Raw genomic sequence first — 22,016 nt, forward strand, 5'->3', positions numbered from 1 at the left:
CGCCGGCATCGGCGTCAGACCGCGCGCTGCAACGCGGCGCGTCGTTCCCATAGTGCGGCCGCAACGAACGCGGTGACGCAGACGACCAGCACGCCGATCAGTGCATTGCTGCCCAGCTGCTCCATCAATGCGCCCGCAACCAGCGGGCCGCCGAAGCTCGCGGCGCTCCACGATGCCGACACGAGCGAGCTCGCGGTGACGAGCGCCGCGCCGCGGAAGCGTTCGCCGCACGCGACGAGCGACAGCGTGTAGATGCTGCCGGCCGCCGCGCCGAGCGCGAACAGCAGCGGCCAGCACAGCCACGGATTCGCGATGACGAACGGCAGCAGCGGCAGGCCCGCGAGCACGATCCAGCCCGCGCCGAGGTGCACGCGTTCGCGACCGAGCTTGTCCGCGAGCCAGCCGATCGGGAACTGCATCGCGGTGTCGCCGAGCAGCATGATCGATGCGAGCAGCACGGCGGTCGCGCTCGCGACGCCATGATCCATCGCATAGAGCGGCAGCAGCGACAGCGCGAGCGTGTCGAACAGCGCAAAGAAGCCGGTGCCGATGATCAGCGCGGGCATGCGCGGCAGCACCGCGAGCCAGTGGTCGTGTTGTTCGTGATGCGCGTCGTCGCCGGCGAGCGGCGCGCGCCGGATCGTCGCGAGCGTCGGCAGCGCGAGCAGGAACAGCGCGCCGCACAGCGCGAAGCGGATGCTCGTCGCGCCGGCGATCTGGCTGACGAGCACGGGGCCCGCCATCTGGAACAGCGTGAAATTGGTCGCGTAGATCGCGACCACGCGGCCGCGTGTCGAATCGTCGGCGAGCTGGTTGACCCACGCTTCGCCGATCGTGAACAGCAGCATCAGCGCCGCGCCGCACAGCACGCGCAGCACGCCCCACAGGACCAGGTCCGACGTGAACTGCATCAGCGCGGTGGCCGCGGCGAGCAGCACGACCGACACGACGATCGCGCGGCGCGAGCCGATGTGTCGCGCGAGCGCGGTGACGAACGGGACGACCGCGAGGCCGCCCAGGGCCTGCGCGGCTGTCAGCATGCCGACGACGTTGGTGCCGTGTCCGGCTTCGGTCAGTGCGAGCGCGGTGAGCGGCAGCGTGGCGCCGGTGCCGAGGCCGACGACCGCGACGCTCAGGATCAGCGCGAGGAAATCGCGATTGAGAATGGCTTTCATCGGCGGGGATGCTACACCGGGGGCCTTGAAAGGTCCATGAAGGCCGTCAGGTTCGAATGGCGTTGCGTGCGCAACGAATGAATGGCCGTTGCGTTACACGTAGCCGGCCGGCCCGCTCACCGGGCGGCGTTCGAGCGATGCCGACCAGAGCGTGAGCGCGAGCGCCGCGACGGCCATCGCGGCACCGACCCACGGCAGGTTCACGAGCGACACGCCGGAGCCGATCGCCATCCCGCCGAGCCACGCGCCCGTCGCGTTGCCGAGGTTGAATGCGCCCTGGTTCAGCGTCGACGCGAGGTTCGGCGCATCGCTCGCGCGATCGACGATCAGGATCTGCAGCGGCGGCACGATCGCGAACGCGAGGATGCCCCACACGAAGATCGTCGCGAGCGCGGCGAACGGCAGGTGCATCGTGCCGGCGAACAGCGCGAGGACGATGCCGATCAGCGCGAGCGTCGCGATCAGCGACGGCATCCGGCGCCAGTCGGCGAGCTTGCCGCCGAGCGTGCCGCCGACGGTCAGGCCGAGGCCGAACAGCAGCAGCACGTAGGTGACCTGGCGCGGCGAGAAGCCCGTCACGTCCTCGAGGATCGGCGTGATGTACGTGAACACGCTGAACAGGCTCGCGGACGCGAGCACGCTGATGCCGAGCACCATCAGCACCTGCGGGTGCTTCAGCACGCTGAATTCGCGCGTGATGCTGGTGTCGGGCATCGCGAGATGCTTCGGCAGGCATACCGCGAGCGCGGCGGCCGCGGCGATGCCGATGCCGGTGACGGCCCAGAACGTCGCGCGCCAGCCGTAGGCCTGGCCGAGCGCGGTGCCGAGCGGCACGCCGAGCACGTTCGCGAGCGTGAGGCCGGTGAACATCAGCGCGATCGCCTGCGCGCGGCGGTTCGGCGCGACGAGGTTGCTCGCGACCACCGAGCCGATTCCGAAGAAGGCGCCGTGGCAGAACGCGGTGACGACGCGCGCGGCCATCAGCACCGCATAGCCGGGCGCGATCGCGCAGAACAGGTTGCCGGCGATGAACAGTCCGATCAGGCCCATCAGCGCGCGCTTGCGCGGCATCTTCGAGGTGACGATCGCGAGGATCGGCGCGCCGATCGTCACGCCGAGCGCGTAGCCGGACACGAGCATCCCGGCGGCCGGGATCGACACGCCGAGGTCGCGGGCGACGTTGGGCAGCAGCCCCATGATCACGAACTCGGTGGTACCGATTCCAAATGCGGCGACGGCAAGGGCGAAAAGAGGCAAGGGCATCGCGGTGGGCTACGGAAAAGACCGCGGCCCGAAGCCGGCGCGGGATGCGCGGGACGGGCGGGGCGGGGAGGCGTCAGCCGCGATTCTACTTCAGTGAAAACCCCTATGCTCGGGGTCAAAACGGATGTTGCCGGCGTGCGACGCGGTACGGGTGCGGTCGCGCCACAGTGTGGGATCTGGCGGTGTGTTCGACGGCGGCGGCGTGGCGAAATATCGGGTCGGAGCGAGGCTGGCGGCGCGTCCATGCCACGCGCCGTGCGCACGGTTACCGGTCGGGAAGCGTCCCGGCTGGTGCCGGGCCGGAGCCGCCGTCCGCTGCGCAAACCTCGGGCGACGGCGCCGACCCGGCGGTCGCCGCGCGATCGGCGGCCTGCGTCGCCGGCGCGTCCCAGCCGTTTTCGAACAGGCAGGCTTCGATCGGCATCCGTGCGGCCCAGCGCTCCTCCTCGAGCATCGGTTTCGCATAGAACGCGTCGACATGTCCGACGCACAGCACCGCGATCGGCTTCGCGCCGGCCGGCATGCCGAGCAGCGTGCGCAGCGCGTCGACGTCGAACAGCGACACCCAGCCCATCCCGAGCCCTTCGGCGCGCGCGGCGAGCCACATGTTCTGGATCGCGCAGGCGGCGGACGCGAGGTCCATCTCCGGCAGCGTGCGGCGGCCGAACACGTGGCGCTCGCGATCGTCGGTCAGCGCGACGACCAGCAACTCGCCGCATTCGCGCACGCCTTCGACCTTCAGCCGCATGAATTCGTCCTGCCGCTCGCCGAGCGCGTCGGCGGTCGCGCGGCGCTCGGCCTCGACCAGTGCATGGATCGCGGTGCGCAACGCGGCGTCGGTGATGCGGATGAAGCGCCACGGCTGCATGAAGCCGACGCTCGGCGCGTGGTGCGCGGCGCGCAGCAACCGCGCGAGCGTGGCCGGATCGACGGGCGCCGGCGTGAAGTGGCGCATGTCGCGCCGTTCGAAGATGGCGCGGTAGACCGCGGCAAGGGCGGAGTCGTCGAAACGCATGAGTGGCCGAAGCAGGGGGAGGTCGGCGCAACGATAGCAGACGCCGCGCGTGCGGCGTTACATCAGTCGAAACAAAATGGCGCATCGTTGACGGATCGCGTGCGCCGAACGCGGAATGCCGTGGATCAGCGTCCGGTCGTGACGACGTTGGTCGGCGTGCCGGCGTGCCACGCCTCGATGTTCAGCAGCGTCGTGTGCGCGATCTCGGCGAGCGCCTCGCGCGTGAAGAACGCCTGGTGCGACGTGACGATCACGTTCGGGAACGTCAGCAGGCGCGCGAGCACGTCGTCCTGCAGCGGCAGGTCGGAATGATCCTCGAAGAAGAGGCCGCTTTCCTCCTCGTACACGTCGAGCCCGAGATGGCCGAGCTGGCCGCTCTTGAGCGCGTCGACCAGCGCCTGCGCGTCGACGAGGCCGCCGCGGCCGGTATTGATCAGCATCGCGCCGTGCTTCATCCGCGCGAGCGTCTGCGCATTGATCAGATGATGCGTCGACGGCAGCAGCGGGCAGTGCAGGCTGACGATGTCGGCATGGTGCAGCAGTTCGTCGAGCTCGACGTAGCGCGCGCCGAACGCGATCAGTTCGTCGTCGTGCGGCGGCATCGAGTGCGCGAGCACGTGCATGCCGAAGCCCATCATGATCTTCGCGAACACGCGGCCGATCAGGCCGGTGCCGATCACGCCGACGGTCTTGCCGTGCAGGTCGAAGCCGAGCAGCCCGTTCAGCGAGAAGTCGCCTTCGCGCGTGCGCGCGACCGCGCGCGGCAGCCGGCGGTTGAGCGCGAGGATCAGCGCGACCGCGTGCTCGGCGACCGCATGCGGCGAATACGCGGGCACGCGCACGACCGCGATGCCGAGCCGCTCGGCGGCCGCCAGGTCGACATGGTTGAAGCCGGCCGAGCGCAGTGCGATGAGGCGCGTGCCGCCGTCGGCGAGCCGTTCGAGCACGGCCGCGTCGACGGTGTCGTTGACGAACGGACAGACGACCTCATAACCGTGCGCGAGGATCGCGGTTTCCGCGTCGAGATGCGACGGCTGGAAGTGCAGCCGATAGCCGAACTGCCGGTTGGCGGCAGTAAACGATTCGTCGTCGTACTGCCGGCTGCTGAACAGGATCACGCGCACGCTGCACCTCCGATGGCTGTCGCGTGCAGTTTACTGCAGGCCCGTCTGCCGGCCCGTGACGACATCGACGCGATCGGTCGTGCGCAGGAAGCCATAGCCGGTCCGCTCGCGGGCCGCCTGCACGCCGAAATGCTCGAGCGCGTGCTCGACGAAGCTGCGGGTGCGGGCCGGCACGTACTGGCGGTTCGGGTAGACGAGCGACAGCTGCGCGTCCGGGTCGTCGATCCGGTAGGCGGACAGCAGCCGCACCAGCGTGCCGGCGGCGAGCGCGTCGGCGACGCTCGGCTCGGGCAGCACTGCGATGCCGGACCCGGCGACGGCCGCCGCCTGCACGAGCGCCAGCTGGTTGACCGTGCAGGTCGGGCGCACGGTGATCGAATGCGTGACGCCGTCGTGGCCGACCAGCCGCCACGCGGGCGCATGCTGGTGCGGTGCGAGTGCGACCCAGTCGTGGCCAGGCAGGTCGTCGGGCGCGCGCGGCTCGCCGCGACGTTCGAGATAGGCGGGCGCCGCGCAGGCGACGAACGGGTTCGGCGCGAGTGCGTGGCCGATCAGTGTCGGGTTGCCGTCGAGCCGGTTGCCGGTCACGATGCCGACGTCGTAGCCCGAATCCAGCACGTCGAGCGGCCCTTCGGCGACGGTGAGCTGCACGCGCAGCTCGGGATAGCGGTGCCGGAAACTGCTGACGAGCGGCGTCAGCGCGAGCGGCGACAGCAGGCCCGACGCGACGACCCGCAGCGTGCCGGCCGGCTCGCGCACTGCATGCGCGACGGATGCCTCGAGATGATCGAATTCCTCGAGCAGCGCGCGACAGCCGTCGAGGTAGCGCAGGCCTGCCTCGGTCAGCGACAGGTTGCGCGTGGTGCGGTGGATCAACCGCGTGTTCAGGTGAGACTCGAGCATCGCGATCGAACGCGTGACGAGCGCATTGGATACGCCTAGATGGTGCGCCGCGCGCCGGAAGCTCTGCTGCTCGGCGACGCAGACGAACACACGCATGGTCTGAATCTGGTTCATGGCTCGCGGATTTCTGGCCCGGTTGATTGATTCTGGTGGTGATTTTTCGTGGCACGACCTGGAAACCGTCGCGCAACCCGCGGTTCTGGTCCGTATCGAAAAATCGGTTTTCGATTCTGCAGACGATTGTTGATTACAGAAGCGATATCCGTCAACCTGAGAAAAGGGGCGGGTTGCGGAAAATCGAAATCACGGGTATCGCTTTAACGAGGTGGGGTCGCAAGCGTGCGCCGGGGATAGTCGGTGGCGCATTGAAGTCGGCTGCCGGGTATTTGAATATTTCGTATGTTAATCAATGCCTTGTGTTTGATTCGGTGCGGCTGGATGCGGTAATGGGTGAAGTCGCTCACCAATTGATGTCGAGATTGTGGAGTTTTGAATAGGTTCGGTTTTCGCCGCCCGATTTCGCCTTCGCGATTTTTGCCGTGATGGCCAGTATTCCAGTCGATGCGTGGACCGTACTGAACGTCCGCATCGGGAAATCGTCGCAATATTGCCGGAGAAAATCGCGGGGGATCGAACCGCGAATGGAACCGTTTCGCATGCGGCCGGCAATGCCGCGACAATACGAAACCCGATCGTGCGACGTGTGCGCGGCCGGCTGGCCCGGTCCGTCGACCGGGCCAGCATCACGCTGTCCGGCCGCGCGTGCCTCTTGCGCGCGGCCGCGGAACGCGGAATCATCGATCAGTTCGCCATGCCGTGCGGCGGATGACGTCCGTGCGTTTTCTTCCTTCCTCTTTTGCCAGCCATGTCCATCGATTACTCGCCGATTCCCTGTCCCGTCGTCGTGCCGCTCGACGCGATCCTGCCCGAAGAACCGCTGCTGATGATGGGGGCCGGCCCGGTCCCGATCCCGGCCGCCGTCGCGAAGGCGAACACGATCGTGATCAACCACCTCGGCGCGACGATGGCGAAGATCATCGAGCAGGTGAAGGAGATGGCGCGCTACGTGTTCCAGACCCGCACGAAATGGGTGCTCGGCGTCGCCGGCCCCGGCTCCGCCGCGATGGAAATGGCGATCTCGAACCTCGCGTGGCGCGGCACGCGCGTGCTGTCGATCCGCAATGGCTTCTTCAGCGCGCGGATGGCCGAGATGGCGACGCGCGTCGGCGCCGACGTCGCGACGCTCGAAGTGGCCGACCGCTCGGTCGCGAGCCTCGACGAGATCGCGGACGCGATCGCGCGCGAGCGGCCCGAGATCGTGACGATCGTGCAGGGCGAGACGTCGAACACCGTGTGGAACCGCGACCTGCGCGACATCGCGGCACTCGCGAAGGCGGCCGGCGCGCTGGTTGTCGTCGACGCGGTGTGCACGCTGTCGACGATGCCGCTCGAGATGGACGCGTGGGGCATCGACGCGGTGATCACCGGCGGCCAGAAGGGGCTGTCGTCGATCCCCGGCGTGTCGCTGATCGCATTCTCCGACGCCGCGTGGGAGCGGATGAAGCAGCGTCCGGAACCGAACGCGCACTGGTGCCTCGACATGGCGCTCGCGGAGAACTTCTGGCACAACGCGGGCTATCACTACACGGCGCCGGTGTCGGGCGTGCTCGCGCTGCACGAGGCGCTGCGCCTCGTCTGTGCGGAGACGCTCGAAAGCCGCTTCGCGCGCCACCTGCGCTGCTCGCTCGCGCTGCAGGCGGGCGTCGAGGCGATGGGGCTCACGCTTTATGCGCCGAAGGACTGCCGGCTCAATTCGGTGGTCGGGATCGAGACGCCCGAAGGGCTCACGCCCGGCATGGTGTGCGGCCATATCTCGAAGCAGTACCAGGTCGAGATATCGGGCTCGTTCGGGCTGCCGATCGTGCGGATCGGACAGATGGGCGAGCAGTGCCGCGAACACAACCTGTTCCGCACGCTGCATGCGTTCGGCCGCACGATGGTCGATCTGAAGGTACCGGTCGACCTGCCGGCCGGCGTGGCCGCGCTCGAGCAGGAACTGTCGCAGCGAGGCGTGTAAGCCACGGGGAACCCGCGCGGGGGGCGCGCTTGCGGCGCTTCCGGCCCGGCGGTCGGCAACTGCCCCCGGTATGGCGAACGACGGTCGGCCGGCCTGGCCGCCTTTCGTCAACCGTGCTCAGCCGCCCTGCATCGCGCGCCGGTATGCATTCGGCGTCGTGCCGTGTGCGTCGCGAAAGCGGTGGCTGAAGTGGCCGGCGTTCGCGTAGCCGCATTCGGCGGCGACCTGCGCGAGCGGCAGCGCCGTCGTGCGCAGCAGCAGGCGCGCCCGCGCGAGTCGCTGCTCGGCGACCCACGCATGTGGCGCGCGGCCGAACGACAGCCGGAACATCCGCGAGAAGTGGTATTCGGACAGCGCGGCGACGTCCGCCAGTTCGCCGAGCGTCAGCGGCTGCGACAGGTAGCTGTCGATATAGTCGCGCACGCGGCGCCGCACGGCCGGCGCGAGCCCGCCGCGGAACGGCACGTCGGTGCGCGTCGTGCTCTGGCCGCGCAGCAGCAGGCTCAGCACGTCGTGCGCGGCCTCATTCACGCGTAGCCGCCCGTCGGCATCGTCCCAGCGCTCCAGCGCGAGCGACCGGAACTGCGCGGCGACGCGCGCATCCTCGAAATAGGTGCGGTCGGCGAGCTTCAGTTCGCGCGGCTCGCGATCGAGCTCGCGGATCGCGCGCTGCGTGAAGTGCTCGGGCAGGAAGTACAGGTGGATGAAGTGCATCTCGCCGCGCACCCACCAGCGTGATTCATGGTCGCCCGGCAACGCGCACAGCAGGCTCGGCGCGCCGTAGCGCGGCACGCGTTCGCGCTCCGTCCGGTAGCCGCCGTCGAGATAGCACGACAGCGTGTGGTGGCCGGGCTGTTCGTAGATCGTCTCGCTTTCGTCGGTGATGCGCGTCCATTCGGCGATCGCGAGATGGTCGCCGAGCCACGTGAAACGCTCGAGCGTCGCGTTCGCGTCGGCGAGCGTGCGGCACACCGACTGCAGGCCGAACGGCAGCGCACCGCCGGCAAGGGCGGCCGCATGATCGACGGGCGGGGCGTACAGGGGCGAACTCATGGTGCGACGAGTATAAGCGCGCGTGATGCGCGCCGTGCGGCGGCGAGAAAAAGAGCGCAATTCCGGACAATCCGCGCGGGCGGGGCGCCGGCATAGTCGGAGTCCGTTTCACTCGTTCCGCATCGTTGCCGCCATGAACCTGTCGCTTTATTTCGTCACCGTGCTGATCTGGGGCACCACCTGGATCGCGATCAAGTGGCAGCTGGGCGCCGTGCCGCCGCCCGTGTCGATCGCGTGGCGCTTCTGGCTCGCCGCCGCCGTGCTGTTCGCGCTGCTGCGCGTGATGCGCCGGCCGGTCCGCCCGCCGCGCGAGGCGTGGCGCTACCTGGTCGCGCAGGGCGTCGCGCTGTTCTGCCTGAATTTCCTGTGCTTCTACTATTCGGAGCAGGTCGTGCCGAGCGGCCTCGTCGCGGTGATCTTCTCGACCGCGCCGCTGCTGAATTCGATCAACGGCCGGCTGTTCATGGGCCGCCCGCTGCGGCCGTCCGCGATCGCCGGCGCGCTGCTCGGGCTGACCGGCATCGCGTGCCTGTTCTGGCAGCAGATGGCCGGACACCTCGACGATCATGCGACGTGGACGGGCCTCGCGATCGCGTTCGCGGGCACGATGTGCTTCTCGGCCGGCAACCTGCTGTCGAGCCGGATGCAGTCGATGGGGCTGCACCCGCTCGTGACCAACGGCTGGGCGATGCTGATCGGCGCTGCGATTCTGACGGTCGGCAGCGCGCTGGCAGGATTGCCGTTCATGATCGATACGAGCCCGCGCTATCTCGGCGCGCTCGTCTATCTCGCGGTGCCGGGCTCTGTGATCGGGTTCACCGCGTACCTGACCCTCGTCGGCCGGATCGGGCCGGAGCGCGCCGCGTACTGCACGGTGCTGTTCCCGATCGTTGCCCTGGCCGTGTCGACGGTCTTCGAAGGTTACCAGTGGTCGCCGCTCGCGGTGATCGGGCTGCTGCTCGTGCTGGCCGGCAATCTTGTCGCGTTCGATCTGACGCGCAGGTTGTTTCTGCGCACGGCGTGACTGGCGTGCCATATGGCACGGCTTGGCCCGGTCCGGGTATCGCGCGAATTGGTTGACTTGGTTGACTTGGTTTTGATTTAGGGCTAGGCTTGATCCTCCGGTTGCATCAGGAGGTGATGATGGTCACGCACGCTCATGCGCTTGAAGGTGCCGCTACGATTCTCGATGTCGAGACCGAGGAGGCACTGCGCAGTGCCGTCGGCGCGGCGACCATGCTCGGGCCGGATCGCGCCCGTGCGCTGCTCAGGCTGTCGGATGAGCAACTAGGGCACCTGTTCAAGGTGGGCATCGCGCAGGTCATCGATCTGGCCGGCACGATCACGTTCGGTATCGCGGCCGCCGCGACGCGCGACAGGAAGCCATCGGGCCGGAAGAAGGGGGCGGCGGATACGCGCACCGGTGTCGCCGTCGCTGATCTGGAGCGGCGTGCGCAGGCTCAGCGACACGCGCTGGTTGCCGACGGCAAGCTGTTGCCGGCCGCGCAGCTCTGGACCGGGCTCGGCATGACGCGGCAGGCGCTTAGCAAGGCGGTGGCGTCGGGGCGAATCTTCACGGTCGATGTCGGAGCCGCGCAGTACTACCCGGCGTTCTATCTGGCAGGCGACGTCGATCGCAAGACACTGGGGAGGGTGACCCAACGTCTCGGCGGCTTGCCGGGATGGAGCAAATGGCAGTTCTTCACGACACCCAAGGCATCCCTGGGCAACGTCACGCCGCTAGTTGCGCTGTCGCGCGGGAAGCTTGACGAGGTCGAGCGTGCCGCCACAGCGTTTGCGGAACGCTAGGAGGCGCATGTGTTGACGGCGCCGGGGAAACATTTCGGGAGCGCGACGCTCACGACCCGCGAGGTGGCGCCCGCGGCGCTGGTTCGCATCTCGCGATACGCGACCGGCGAGCCGCACTTCGGCAAGTCGGGCGGCAATCGCTTCGACGATCCGCGCCCGAGGCGGCGGTACGGCACCAGCTATTTCGGTTTCGATTTGCATTGCGCATTCGCCGAGACGGTGCTGCACGACGAAGTCGCCGATCTGGTGCTGGGCGGCTCTTTCCGCTCGTGACGACCGAACTCGATCGCTACGTGCTTGCATTTGACGGCACGCCGTTGACCGTGGCCGTCCTGCACGGCTTGCCGCTGAAGAACCTGGGCGGTGATGGCGCGTTGTCGACCATCGTGCCGTATGACGTTCCGCAGCAGTGGTCGCTTGCCGTCCACCGGCATCATCGGCGGGTCGACGGCTTTCTATACATGTCCCGCCATCTCAACACGTCGGAAGCGCTCGTGCTCTTCGATCGTGCCGAACCCAAGCTCTCGCTCACGAACGCCGTTCCGTTCCGGCGCCACCCTCAAGCCGTCCGCGTATTGCGGGACTTCAACGTGTTGCCGCGTTGAACGGCGCTGCACGTGCCGCAACACGGCTCAAGCCGCCGCGCCACTCCCCGCGACCCGCGCCTGCCGCTGGTACAGCACCATCGACAGCGCGACGCCCGCCGCGGCGGCCACCGCCGCGAACAGGAACACCTGCGGATAGCCGAATGCACCGGCCACATAGCCGGCGAGCGGGCCGGTGATGCCGAGCGACAGGTCGAGGAACACCGAATACGCGGACAATGCCGCGCCGCGGCTCGCCGGCGGCACGAGCGCGACGGCCTCGACGCCGAGCGCCGGGAAGATCAGCGCGAAGCCGAAGCCGGTCAGCGCGGCGCCGACGAGCGCGACGTGCGGCACGGGCGCGAGCCACAGCAGCACGAGGCCCGAGCATTCGAACGCGAACGACACGATCGCGACGCGGAAGCCGCCGTAGGTCTTGATCGTATTCGCGAACAGCAGGCGCGCGCCGATGAACAGCGTGCCGAACACGGTCAGCGACAGCGCGGCATTCGGCCAGTGGCGCGCCGCGTAGTACAGCGTGACGAAGGTCGCGATCGAGCCGAAGCCGGCCGAGCCGAGCGCGAGGCCGAGGCCGTGCGGCAGCACGCGGGTGAACACGCTCGCATACGACATCCGCTCGCCGTGCACGAGCGGCACGGAATCGATCAGGCGCGCGAGGTAGAAGCCGAGCGCCGCAAGCGCGATCACGATCACGCCGATCAGCGCCGGATTCAGCGTATGCGCGATGGCGACGCCGACCGGTGCGCCGAGCGCAAGCGCGCCGTAGGTCGCGATGCCGTTCCACGAGATTACCTTCGCGTTGTGCGCGACGCCGACCCGGCCGATGCCCCACAGGATCGCGCCGGTGCCGCACAGGCTTTCGCCGACGCCGAGCACGAGCCGGCTCGCGACCAGCAGCACGAGGCTCGCGACCGGCCAGTGAGCCAGCAGCAGCGCGACGAGCAGCAGCACGCCCGACACGCCGCAGCCGATCAGCCCGCGCAGCACCGTCTGCTTCGGCCCGAGCGTATCGGCGAAACGCCCGGCGAGCGGGCGTGACGCGAGCGTCGCGAAATACTGGACGCTGATCGCGCCGCCCGCGACGATCGCGGAAAAGCCGAGATCGTCGTGGACGAAGCCCGGCAGCACGGCGAGCGGCAGGCCGATGGTCAGGTAGCAGATGAACGTGAAGCAGACGACGGACACGATTTGCAGCGTGACGGCGAACCCGCTGCGCGGCGGTATGGCGGAATCGGTTGACATGGGGTCGGATCGAATGAGCGAAACGAAACGGAAGGCGGCAAAAAACGGAATCGGGATTTTCCCATGGAACCGGTTTTCACGCAGGTACCATTTAGTTAATCGCGACCCGTTTCCGGTGCGGAAGGATCGATGACGGACCGGTGCTGGCAGGCGCGGAACCCAGGCGGGACAACGCGCACGACGCGCGTCGCGCGGCCCCGGCGCTCATATCGCGGCAGTTATATGGGCCCCATGCGTGATGGGCTATGGGTTGCGGAATTTGATGGTGATAGCGTGCAAACTGTCAGAGAAACGTCGGTCGAGCGCCCCGCGCAGGCCGCCTTGCCCCCACTTGAAGAACGACAGAGACATGAGTGAGCCGATTCGCTTCTACCATCGTCACGCGGTCCGCGAAGTCAGCGGCGCGGACGTCACCCGCACCGTGCTGCAATACCTGCGCGAGGATGCGCACTGCACCGGCACCAAGGAAGGCTGCGCGGAAGGCGACTGCGGCGCGTGCACGGTCGTCGTCGGCGAGCTGACCGACGCGGGCACGGTTGCGTTCAAGGCCGTCAACGCCTGCATCCAGTTCCTGCCGACCCTCGACGGCCGTGCGCTGCTGACGGTGGAAGACCTGCGCCAGCCGGACGGTTCGCTGCACCCGGTGCAGCAGGCGATGGTCGATTGCCACGGCTCGCAATGCGGGTTCTGCACGCCCGGCTTCGTGATGTCGATGTGGGCGCTGTACGAGAAGCACGGCCACGAAGGCTGCGGCAGCGCGTGCGCGAAAGAGAAGGACGTGCCGACGCGCACCGAGATCGCCGATGCGCTGACCGGCAACCTGTGCCGCTGCACCGGTTACCGGCCGATCGTCGACGCGGCGGTCCGGATGTTTGATGCACCCGCGCCGGCGGCCCCGGTCGACACGGCCGCGCTGGCCCGCACGCTCGCATCGCTCAAGCGTGACGACACGTTCGACTACACGACGCTCGACGGCGCGCGCTTCGCGGCGCCGCGCACGCTCGACGCGCTGGCTGCGCTGAAGATCGAGCGTCCCGCCGCGCGGATCCTCGCCGGCAGCACCGACATGGGCCTGTGGGTCACCAAGCAGATGCGCCGGCTCGACGACCTGATCTACATCGGCCAGATCGCCGAACTGCAGAACGTCGTGCACGGCGACGACTGGATCGAGATCGGTGCGGGCGTGACCGTCGAAAACGCGTATGCGGCGCTCGCCGGCACATATCCGGAACTGACCGAAATGTGGAAGCGCTTCGCGTCGGTGCCGATCCGCAACGCGGGGACGATGGGCGGCAACGTCGCGAACGGCTCGCCGATCGGCGACTCGATGCCGGGCCTGATCGCGCTCGGCGCGCGGGTCGTGCTGCGCGGCGGCGACACGGTGCGCGAACTGCCGCTCGAGGCGCTCTACACCGGTTATCAGCAAAAGGACATGGCGCTGCACGAATTCGTCGTCGGCCTGAAGGTGCCGACCCGCACCGGCGCGCGCGCGAAGCTGCAGTTCCGTACCTACAAGCTGTCGAAGCGGTTCGACTCCGACATTTCTGCGGTGTGCGCGGCGTTCGCGTTCATCGCGGACGGCGAGCTGATCCGCGAGCCGCGCATCGCGTTCGGCGGGATGGCCGCGACGCCGAAGCGCGCGACGCACACGGAAGCCGTGCTCGACGGCGCGCAGTGGCACGAAGCCACCGCGCAGGCCGCGATGCAGGCGCTCGAGCGTGACTACCAGCCCCTGTCGGACATGCGTGCGACGAGCACGTATCGCCTCGATACCGCGAAGAACCTGATGTATCGATTCTGGCTGGAGACGCGTCCGCACGATCCGCTGCCGCCGCAAGCCCTGAATGTGCGTGAAGTGGCCGCCGAAGCCGGCGCCGAAGCTGCCGATGTCCAGGCGCGCGTCTGAAGACGGAGAACACCGAACATGAACCAGCAAGCAGAACCGTTCCTGAGCACCCTCGACCCGCAAGCCGACGCCGCGCAGGTCCACGTCTCGCGCCCGCACGAATCCGCCCACCTGCACGTGAGCGGGCGCGCGACCTACACCGACGACATTCCAATCGTCGCCGGCACGCTGCACGCGGCGCTCGGGTTGTCCGCGAAGCCGCACGCGAAGATCGTGTCGATGAACTTCGACGCGGTGCGCGCGACGCCCGGCGTGGTCGCCGTGTTCACGGCCGACGATATCCCCGGCGTCAACGATTGCGGCCCGATCATCCACGACGACCCGGTGCTCGCGAAAGGCATCGTGCAGTTCGTCGGCCAGCCGATGTTCATCGTCGTCGCGACGTCGCATGAAATCGCGCGGCTCGCGGCGCGCCGCGCGCAGGTCGACTACGAGGAACTGCCCGCGATCCTGACCGCGCAGGACGCGCGCAAGGCCGAAACCTACGTGATCCCGCCGTTGAAGCTCGCGCGCGGCGACGCGGCCGCGCGGCTCGCCGCCGCGCCGCATCGCGAGTCGGGCGAGATGCTGCTCGGCGGCCAGGAGCAATTCTACCTGGAAGGGCAGATCGCGTACGCGGTGCCGAAGGACGACGACGGGATGCACGTGTACTGCTCGACGCAGCACCCGAGCGAGATGCAGCACCTCGTCGCGCACGTGCTCGGTGTCGCGTCGCACAACGTGCTGGTCGAATGCCGCCGGATGGGCGGCGGGTTCGGCGGCAAGGAGTCGCAGTCGGGCCTGTTCGCGTGCTGCGCGGCGCTCGCCGCGTGGAAGCTGCTGTGTCCGGTGAAGCTGCGTCCGGACCGCGACGACGACATGATGATCACCGGCAAGCGGCACGACTTCCATTACCGCTTCGACGTCGGCTACGACGACGACGGCCGCCTCGACGGCGTCGCGCTCGACATGACGTCGCGCTGCGGCTTCTCGGCCGACCTGTCGGGCCCGGTGATGACGCGCGCGGTGTGCCACTTCGACAACGCGTACTGGCTCGGCGACGTCGACATCGCCGGCTACTGCGGCAAGACCAACACGCAGTCGAACACCGCGTTCCGCGGCTTCGGCGGCCCGCAGGGCGCGTTCGCGATCGAGTACATCCTCGACGACGTCGCGCGTGCGCTCGGCCGCGATCCGCTCGACGTGCGCTACGCGAACCTGTACGGCAAGACCGAGCGCAACGTGACGCCTTACGGGCAGACGGTCGAGGACAACGTGCTGCACGAGTTGCTCGGCGAACTCGAGACGACGAGCGACTACCGCGCGCGCCGCGCGGGCGTGCGCGAATTCAACGCACGCAACCCGGTGCTGAAGAAGGGCATCGCGCTCACGCCGGTGAAGTTCGGCATCGCGTTCAACGTCACGCACTTCAACCAGGCCGGCGCGCTGGTGCACATCTACACCGACGGCTCGGTGCTGGTGAACCACGGCGGCACGGAGATGGGGCAGGGGCTCAACACGAAGGTCGCGCAGGTCGTCGCGCACGAGCTCGGCATCCGCTTCGGCCGGATCCGCGTGACGGCGACCGACACGAGCAAGGTCGCGAACACGTCCGCGACGGCCGCGTCGACGGGCTCCGACCTGAACGGCAAGGCCGCGCAGGATGCGGCGCGCCAGCTGCGCGAGCGGCTCGCGGCGTTCGCGGCGAAGCAGTTCGGCGACGGCAAGGTCGATGCGGCCGACGTGAAGTTCGGCAACGACTTCGTGTGGGTCGGCGGCGCGAGCGTGCCGTTCGGCGAGGTGATCGCGAAGGCGTATCTCGCGCGCGTGCAGCTGTGGTCCGACGGCTTCTACGCGACGCCGAAGCTGTACTGGGATCAGTCGAAGCTGCAGGGCCGGCCGTTCTACTACTACTCGTACGGCGCGGCCGTATCGGAGGTCGTGATCGATACGCTGACGGGCGAGATGCGCACGCTGCGCGTCGATGCGCTGCACGACGTCGGCGCATCGCTGAACCCGGCGCTCGACATCGGCCAGGTCGAAGGCGCGTTCATCCAGGGGATGGGCTGGCTCACGACCGAGGAGCTGTGGTGGAACGCGGGCGGCAAGCTGATGACGCATGCGCCGTCCACGTACAAGATCCCGACCGTCAACGACACGCCGCCGGAGTTCAACGTGCGGCTGTTCCAGAACCGCAACGTGGAGGACAGCATCCATCGTTCGAAGGCCGTCGGCGAGCCGCCGCTGCTGCTGCCGTTCTCGGTGTTCTTCGCGGTGCGCGACGCCATTGCCGCGGTCGGCGACTACCGGGTGAATCCGCCGCTCGACGCGCCGGCCACCGGCGAGTCGATCCTGCGTGCCGTGCATGCGGTGCGTGCGGCGAGCGCCGCGCGGGCAGGCTGAGATGAGAATGACCCCCACGCTCACTTCGTTCGCTGCCCCCCGCGGGGGTGGTCAGCCTCCTTGGGGCGGCCCGGCGGAGGCTGACATGAAACGACCCCCACGCTCACTTCGTTCGCTGCCCCCCGAGGGGGCGGTCAGCCTCCTTGGGGCGGCCCGGCGGAGACTGACATGAACGGGCCCGCTCGTTCGCTGCGTGCCGCTTCGCACGGGCCCGCCGCCGGGTGTGACGGCGCATGCGGCACCGCACCGGCGCAGACGTTCGCGCCCGGCACCGGCCGGCGCAACCGCGCGACCGCCGCGCCGCCGCCGATGCACATCGTGCTGTTCGGCGCAGGGCACGTCGGTCACGCGCTCGTCACGCTGCTCGGCGCGTTGCCGTGCGTCGTGCAGTGGGTCGACACGCGCGACGAACTGTTCCCGGACGAATGTCCGCCGAACGTGCAGCCGGAGCCGACCGACACGCCGGAGGCCGTCGTCGACGCGGCGCCGCCCGGCGCGTATTTCCTCGTGATGACGCACAACCACGCGCTGGACTTCTCGCTCGCCGCGCAGATCATGCGGCGGCGCGACTTCGCGTATTTCGGGATGATCGGCTCGCGCACCAAGCGCGTGAAGTTCGAGCGCCGGCTCGCCGCGCGCGGCGTCGATCCGTCGCGGCTCGCGGAGATGGTGTGCCCGATCGGCATCGCGGGCATCGTCGACAAGGCGCCCGGCGCGATCGCGGTGGCGGTGTGCGCGGAACTGCTGCAGGCCCGCTCGGGCATGCCGGTGGCCGATGCGAAGGCGGCCGCGGCCGGGCGCGTGCGCGACGACGTGAGCTGCGCGCGGTAACGACGAGGGCCGAGACGCCCGACGCACGTCCGCGCGTTTTTGCCTACACTGCACGGATCGCGCGGCATCGGGCCGCGCGTCATGCGTGCAGGTGCCATGTCCGATCATCAGGTCTATCTCGACGCGCTCGATGCGAGCCTCGTCGCCATCGAGCGCTGGCTGTCCGGCGCCGATACCGCACCCGCGGCGCTCGCTGCGCTGCTCGTGCCTTTCTCCACCGATTTCACGATGATCATGACCGACGGCCGCGTGTTCGACCATGACGGCACGCGCGCGCTGTTCGCGAAGCTCGGCGGCGCGAAGCCGGGGCTGCGCATCGCGCTGTCGGACATCCGCGTGCTGGCGGCCGACGCGTCGCATGCGGTGCTCACCTATCTCGAAGCGCAGCACGCAGCGTCGGGCGAATTGCCCGCGCGTCGCGCGACTGCCGTGTTCGCGCGCGATGCGGCAGGCGTCGTGCGCTGGACCCATCTGCAGGAAACCTTCTGCACGGCCTGAGCGGCCGCGCCGCGTGATCCCGCGCGGGCCATCCCGTGCGGGGTCAGCGCCGGTTCAGCGCTTGCGGCTGCGCGCGGCCGTCAACTCGTCGGACACGCTCTGCATCAGCGCGCACAGCCACGCGATGTCGGTCGGGCGATCCGGTTGCGGGTGCGTGAGCAAGTAGCTCTTGATGCGCGGGAACGGCACGGGCGGCGTGACGACGACGAGCGGCAGCAACTGCGCATAGTGCGTCGCGAAGCGGCGCGTCGTCGTGAAGATCAGGTCCGACTGCAGCAGCACCTGCGGCACGATCCCGAAGTACGGCAGCGTTGTCACGATCCGCCGCGTGAGGCCCGCGCGTGCAAGGCCGATCTCGATCGCGTTGCGCTTGTCGCCGGTGTACGGCGTCGGCGCGACGTGCGCGGCCGACGCATACGCCTCTCGCGTGAGCGGTTCGCGCGCGAGCGGATGCGCGTCGCGCATCAGGCATACGATCGTGTCGGAGAACAGGTCCTGGCGCGCGAAGTGCGGGTCGGGCTTCGGCCAGTTGCCGATCACGAGATCGAGCGCACCCGATTCGAGTGCCTCCGCGTGATCGAGCGCGGGATTCAGCGAGTCGATTTCCAGATGCGCATGCGGCGCCGCGTCGCGAAAGCGCTCGATCAGCGTCGGCATGAAGAAATCGTTCAGGTAGTCGGGCGCGGCGACGCGGAACGTGCGCCGCGCGGACGACGGGTCGAAGTCGCCGTGCGGCGTCGCGATGAAGTCGACCTCGCGCAGCGCGCGCGATGCCGCACCGAGCAGCGACGCGCCATATTCGGTCGGCACCATCCCCGACTTGCCGCGCACGAGAATCGGGTCGTTCAGCGTCTCGCGCAGCTTGCGCAGCGCGGTGCTGATCGCGGGCTGGGTCTGGTTCAGCCGCAGCGCGGCCTGCGTGACGCTGCGCTCGAGCAGCAGCGTGCGCAATACGCGCACGAGCCAGATATCGAGCGAGGCGGTACGGTCGTCGTCTTCCATCGGGGCGGGGTGATTCAGGCGAAGCGTAACCTTACCGCAGGCACGCGTTGCCGTGCATGATACCGGCCATCACGCGCGCCCCTTGGGCAGCGTGCTGATCCGCTTGACCTCGCGCGATTCGAGCCAGTTCGGCGTGCGCGCGCAGTACAGCACCATCGGCAGCGCATCCTCGCCCCAGAACAGCTGCTGGTTCATCCAGAAGGTCGGGACGCCGAACACGCCGAGCGCGATGGCGTCGTCGGTGTTGCGGCGCAACTGCGCGCTCGTTTCCTCGAATTCGATCAGTTCGTCGCCGTGCCCGACGCCGACGCGTTCGCACAGCGCGGCGAACCCGTCCGGCGTAGACGGATCGTTGCCGTCGTGCCAGATGAAGCGGAACATTTCCAGCACGGTCGCGATGTCGGCGCGCAGCGCGATCGCGAGGCGCAGCACCTTGTCCGAATCGAACGGATGTGCGGGCGGCATCTTGAAGCGGATGCCGAGCTGTTCTGCGCGAAACAGCGCGTGGCGGTACGTGAACACGCGCTTGGCCGGCACGTCGGCGCTCGGGCGTTGCCCCCAGTGGCGCTGCAGGTCGAGCAGCGACACGGCGACGGGTTCGAACGGCACGTCCGGCCATTTGTCGACCTGTTCGAGCAACAGGTAGGAAAACGGCGACACGAAGTCGTAGAACCAGGCGGGTTGGGCGGTGTCGAGGCCGGTTGTCATGACGATCTCCAGAGGGTGGGGCGTGCGCGCCCGGCGGCGGCCTTCATGTTACGCGGCGGCGCGCGCATGCAGCAATGATCGCGGATCGGCCGCTCACGCGGAACCGGGAGTCGCCCGGGGGGGCTCGCCGGCCGGCGGCGATGCATCGCCGGCGCGTGCCGTCGCGGGGGCGCCGGCGCCTGGCGTGCCCGAAGTGCCCGAAGTGCCCGAGGCGGCGTCGTGGTCGAGCGCGGTGAGCCGCTCGCGCACGAAGCTGATGTGCTCGCGCAGCACGTAGAACTGCCCCGCGTACGCGAGCGGCATCTTCATACGGTTCACGGCTTCCTCGATGTCGTCGAGCTCGTTGAGCAACTGGACGCGCTCATCGGCCGTATGCTCGCCGAGCGCGCGGCGCTCGAGCGCGATCAGCGCGCCGTACCAGCGGTAGATGCGCGAGCGCACCCGCCAGCCGTACAGCGACGGCACGAGCCGCAGCCCCGGGATCAGCACGACGATCAGCGGCACCACCACGACGAGCAGCCGGTCGACGAGACTCGCGACCCAGAACGGCAGCCGCCGGTACAGGAAGGTCTTGCCCGATTTGTAATAGCGCGCCGCGTCGTCGGACAGCGGGAAGCCGCGCGTGACGGCGGACGGGAATTCGCCCGCGTGCTGCAGGATCGTCGCGTGGCCGTGCACCTCGCGCGCGGCCTCGATCAGCAGGTCGGACAGCGCGGGGTGCAGCGTATCGCGCGCGACCAGCTCGATCGTCGGCGCGACCGTATGGATGTCGGCGGGCGGCAGGTTGCGGCCGAGATCGTAGACGCCCATCGGCAGCGTGATCGCGGTCAGGTACGGAAAGCGCCGCGCGTACGCCTCGGCCTGCGTGAACGAGTACACGTGCACGCCGGGCGCGCGGAACAGCTTCGCCATCACCGGTATCTGGGTCGAGTCGCCGGACAGGAACGCGGCGTCGATCTTGCCGTCGAGCAGCGCGGTCGCGGCGTCCTCGCCGGCGGTCGGCAGCAGCTCGGTCGAGCCGCCCGGCACGATGCCGTTCATCTTCAGCAGCGCCAGGCTCAATTCGCGGGCGCCGCTGCCTTCCGCGCCGAGCGCGAGCCGCTTGCCCTTGAAGTCGGACAGGCGCGCGACGACCGGGCCGCGGTACATGATCGCGAGCGGCACGTAGCCGATGCTGCCGAGCGACGTCAGGTGCTCGTCGCGCTCCTTCGGACCGATGCCGCTCTGCACGAAGCCGACGTCGACCGGCGCGTTCGGGTTCGACAGCCGCTCGAGGTTCTGCGCGGACCCTTCCGACGACTGGACGTCGAGCGTGACGCCGTTCTTCGCGAGGATCGCCTTGTATTTCTGCGCGGCGTTCCAGTACGTGCTGCCGGGCGGGCCGGACGAAATCACGAGCGTGGACGGCGGCGCCGGCTGGATCAGCTTGACCGCGAGCCAGACGGCCGCGGCCGCGAGCAGCACGGTGGGGCCGATCGACAGCGCGAGGTCGCGCCACGACACCGCGACGAAGCGGGCGAGGATGCGGCGGGGCGGGCGAGGGCTGGCTGGCTTCATGGCGTCGGCGGATGATACGGGCGTGACGCATCGATGACGACCGTCACGGACGATGCACGCGATGCGCGTTCTGGCGGCGATGGTACCCGGTTTCCTCTGGCGTGCGCGAGTCGGACGCCGTGGCGGGGCCGCGGATCCGGGCGGGCGCGCCCGCGGACGGCGGGCGGCCGTGCGTCAAAAGCTTTGCGCTTCGGCGGGCGCTGGATTACATTGTGCGACGCAGCCGCGCCCGATTCGCGCGCGACCCGGCACGCAATGAGACCGGGCGCGTCCGGCCGGCGGCTGTCCGGCCCGGCCGGCCCGCATTCGCGCGCGCCGGCTGCCGGCCCGTGTCGCCTCTCTCGCATCGCCGTGGAAATCATCGGCCGTCCCGCCCGTTCGCGCGCGGGCCGGCTGCCTTTGGGGGTATCCGGCCGTACTGTGCACGGCCGTTCCGGAGTCACAAGGAGATAGCATGAAGTCGATCGTGTTGAGAGCGTTGGGTGTTGCGGCCGTGGCGGCCTGTTTGTCGGGCAGCGTATACGCGCAGTCGAGCGATGCGGCGGCAACCGAGGCGCCGGCCGCGGCGGCGAGCTCGCCGAAGGCCGCGGCCAAGGCCGCGAAGAAGGAGAGCCGCAAGCTCGGCTACGCGGTGCGCAAGGCGATTACGAAGGCTGGCGGCATCGACGTGGCGAACCTCGTCGTGCGCTCGAAGGGCGGGGTGATCACGCTGGAGGGCACGGTGCCCGACCAGGCACAGATCGACAAGGCGGAAGAGGCGGCGAAGGGCGTGAAGGGCGTGATGTCGGTCACGAACAAGCTGACGGTCCAGCAGCAATGACGCCGGGCGGGCGGCGCATGCGCGCCGCTCGCGCCCGATTTCAGGC

The 22,016-nt window shown here is 68.9% G+C and carries 22 protein-coding genes; 12 read left to right on the plus strand and 10 right to left on the minus strand.

The window, feature by feature from the left end; all coding sequences use genetic code 11:
• Positions 1-14: 14 nt before the first annotated feature.
• The 5 genes from DIE22_RS12270 to DIE22_RS12290 form a co-directional block, all read right to left on the minus strand.
• Entirely contained in the window at positions 15-1,175 is a 1,161-nt protein-coding gene (locus DIE22_RS12270) for an MFS transporter (protein ID WP_124496951.1), read from the minus strand.
• Positions 1,176-1,268: 93 nt separating this feature from the next.
• Positions 1,269-2,438, minus strand: a complete 1,170-nt coding sequence (locus tag DIE22_RS12275; RefSeq protein ID WP_124496950.1) for an MFS transporter — start codon at positions 2,436-2,438, stop codon at positions 1,269-1,271.
• 265 nt (positions 2,439-2,703) lie between these two features.
• Positions 2,704-3,453, minus strand: coding sequence for a 5,6-dimethylbenzimidazole synthase (gene bluB / locus DIE22_RS12280; RefSeq protein ID WP_124496949.1), 750 nt, complete (start codon positions 3,451-3,453; stop codon positions 2,704-2,706).
• A 125-nt stretch (positions 3,454-3,578) separates the two neighbouring features.
• Positions 3,579-4,577 (minus strand): 2-hydroxyacid dehydrogenase, encoded by a 999-nt coding sequence (locus tag DIE22_RS12285; RefSeq protein ID WP_124496948.1) that lies wholly within the window; start codon positions 4,575-4,577, stop codon positions 3,579-3,581.
• A gap of 30 nt (positions 4,578-4,607) precedes the next feature.
• The gene (locus tag DIE22_RS12290) at positions 4,608-5,594 is read right to left on the minus strand and encodes a LysR family transcriptional regulator (RefSeq protein ID WP_124496947.1); all 987 of its coding nucleotides are present in this window, start codon (positions 5,592-5,594) and stop codon (positions 4,608-4,610) included.
• Between the two features lie 26 nt (positions 5,595-5,620).
• Here DIE22_RS12290 and DIE22_RS38180 point away from each other — a divergent pair, with 26 nt between their 5' ends.
• From DIE22_RS38180 to DIE22_RS12300, 3 genes are all read left to right on the plus strand, one after another.
• Positions 5,621-5,977, plus strand: a complete 357-nt coding sequence (locus DIE22_RS38180) for a hypothetical protein (protein ID WP_185640606.1) — start codon at positions 5,621-5,623, stop codon at positions 5,975-5,977.
• 68 nt (positions 5,978-6,045) lie between these two features.
• A complete protein-coding gene (locus tag DIE22_RS38185) occupies positions 6,046-6,309 on the plus strand; it encodes a hypothetical protein (protein ID WP_185640607.1) in 264 nt (87 codons plus the stop codon).
• Between the two features lie 36 nt (positions 6,310-6,345).
• A complete protein-coding gene (locus DIE22_RS12300) occupies positions 6,346-7,557 on the plus strand; it encodes an alanine--glyoxylate aminotransferase family protein (RefSeq protein ID WP_124496946.1) in 1,212 nt (403 codons plus the stop codon).
• Between the two features lie 117 nt (positions 7,558-7,674).
• Here the strand turns inward: DIE22_RS12300 and DIE22_RS12305 are convergent, their stop codons facing one another.
• The gene (locus DIE22_RS12305) at positions 7,675-8,610 is read right to left on the minus strand and encodes an AraC family transcriptional regulator (protein ID WP_124496945.1); all 936 of its coding nucleotides are present in this window, start codon (positions 8,608-8,610) and stop codon (positions 7,675-7,677) included.
• A 133-nt stretch (positions 8,611-8,743) separates the two neighbouring features.
• On the opposite strand from DIE22_RS12305, the gene DIE22_RS12310 reads away from it, so the two are divergent.
• The 4 genes from DIE22_RS12310 (at position 8,744) to DIE22_RS39315 (ending at position 11,024) form a co-directional block, all read left to right on the plus strand.
• Positions 8,744-9,634 (plus strand): DMT family transporter, encoded by an 891-nt coding sequence (locus tag DIE22_RS12310; protein ID WP_124496944.1) that lies wholly within the window; start codon positions 8,744-8,746, stop codon positions 9,632-9,634.
• Between the two features lie 119 nt (positions 9,635-9,753).
• On the plus strand, positions 9,754-10,419 hold the full coding sequence (locus DIE22_RS12315) for a hypothetical protein (RefSeq protein ID WP_124605196.1): 666 nt from the start codon (positions 9,754-9,756) through the stop codon (positions 10,417-10,419).
• A 9-nt stretch (positions 10,420-10,428) separates the two neighbouring features.
• Positions 10,429-10,692 (plus strand): RES domain-containing protein, encoded by a 264-nt coding sequence (locus DIE22_RS39310; RefSeq protein ID WP_409410188.1) that lies wholly within the window; start codon positions 10,429-10,431, stop codon positions 10,690-10,692.
• Complete coding sequence (locus DIE22_RS39315; RefSeq protein ID WP_409410189.1) at positions 10,689-11,024, plus strand: RES domain-containing protein; 336 nt, start codon at positions 10,689-10,691, stop codon at positions 11,022-11,024. Before DIE22_RS39310 ends, DIE22_RS39315 begins: the two co-directional genes overlap by 4 nt.
• A 27-nt stretch (positions 11,025-11,051) precedes the next feature.
• Here DIE22_RS39315 and DIE22_RS12325 read toward each other — a convergent pair whose 3' ends face one another.
• Entirely contained in the window at positions 11,052-12,266 is a 1,215-nt protein-coding gene (locus DIE22_RS12325; RefSeq protein ID WP_124605197.1) for an MFS transporter, read from the minus strand.
• A gap of 349 nt (positions 12,267-12,615) precedes the next feature.
• On the opposite strand from DIE22_RS12325, the gene xdhA reads away from it, so the two are divergent.
• The 4 genes from xdhA to DIE22_RS12345 all read left to right on the plus strand — a co-directional run bounded on the left by xdhA (position 12,616) and on the right by DIE22_RS12345 (position 17,883).
• The gene (gene xdhA / locus DIE22_RS12330) at positions 12,616-14,172 is read left to right on the plus strand and encodes a xanthine dehydrogenase small subunit (RefSeq protein WP_124605198.1); all 1,557 of its coding nucleotides are present in this window, start codon (positions 12,616-12,618) and stop codon (positions 14,170-14,172) included.
• A gap of 18 nt (positions 14,173-14,190) precedes the next feature.
• The gene (gene xdhB / locus DIE22_RS12335) at positions 14,191-16,554 is read left to right on the plus strand and encodes a xanthine dehydrogenase molybdopterin binding subunit (protein ID WP_124496939.1); all 2,364 of its coding nucleotides are present in this window, start codon (positions 14,191-14,193) and stop codon (positions 16,552-16,554) included.
• 168 nt (positions 16,555-16,722) lie between these two features.
• A complete protein-coding gene (gene xdhC / locus DIE22_RS12340; protein ID WP_124605199.1) occupies positions 16,723-17,385 on the plus strand; it encodes a xanthine dehydrogenase accessory protein XdhC in 663 nt (220 codons plus the stop codon).
• 96 nt (positions 17,386-17,481) lie between these two features.
• On the plus strand, positions 17,482-17,883 hold the full coding sequence (locus DIE22_RS12345) for a polyketide cyclase (protein ID WP_124605200.1): 402 nt from the start codon (positions 17,482-17,484) through the stop codon (positions 17,881-17,883).
• Between the two features lie 54 nt (positions 17,884-17,937).
• On the opposite strand, the gene DIE22_RS12350 is transcribed toward DIE22_RS12345, so the two are convergent.
• The 3 genes from DIE22_RS12350 to DIE22_RS12360 form a co-directional block, all read right to left on the minus strand.
• Positions 17,938-18,885, minus strand: a complete 948-nt coding sequence (locus DIE22_RS12350) for a LysR family transcriptional regulator (RefSeq protein WP_124605201.1) — start codon at positions 18,883-18,885, stop codon at positions 17,938-17,940.
• A 69-nt stretch (positions 18,886-18,954) separates the two neighbouring features.
• The gene (locus DIE22_RS12355; RefSeq protein ID WP_124496935.1) at positions 18,955-19,593 is read right to left on the minus strand and encodes a 2-hydroxychromene-2-carboxylate isomerase; all 639 of its coding nucleotides are present in this window, start codon (positions 19,591-19,593) and stop codon (positions 18,955-18,957) included.
• Positions 19,594-19,686: 93 nt separating this feature from the next.
• A complete protein-coding gene (locus tag DIE22_RS12360) occupies positions 19,687-21,150 on the minus strand; it encodes a TAXI family TRAP transporter solute-binding subunit (RefSeq protein WP_124605202.1) in 1,464 nt (487 codons plus the stop codon).
• A 454-nt stretch (positions 21,151-21,604) separates the two neighbouring features.
• Here DIE22_RS12360 and DIE22_RS12365 point away from each other — a divergent pair, with 454 nt between their 5' ends.
• Positions 21,605-21,970 (plus strand): BON domain-containing protein, encoded by a 366-nt coding sequence (locus DIE22_RS12365; RefSeq protein ID WP_124605203.1) that lies wholly within the window; start codon positions 21,605-21,607, stop codon positions 21,968-21,970.
• Positions 21,971-22,016: the final 46 nt, after the last annotated feature.

Source organism: Burkholderia sp. Bp9142 (genome assembly GCF_003853415.1).
Taxonomy (GTDB): Bacteria; Pseudomonadota; Gammaproteobacteria; order Burkholderiales; family Burkholderiaceae; genus Burkholderia.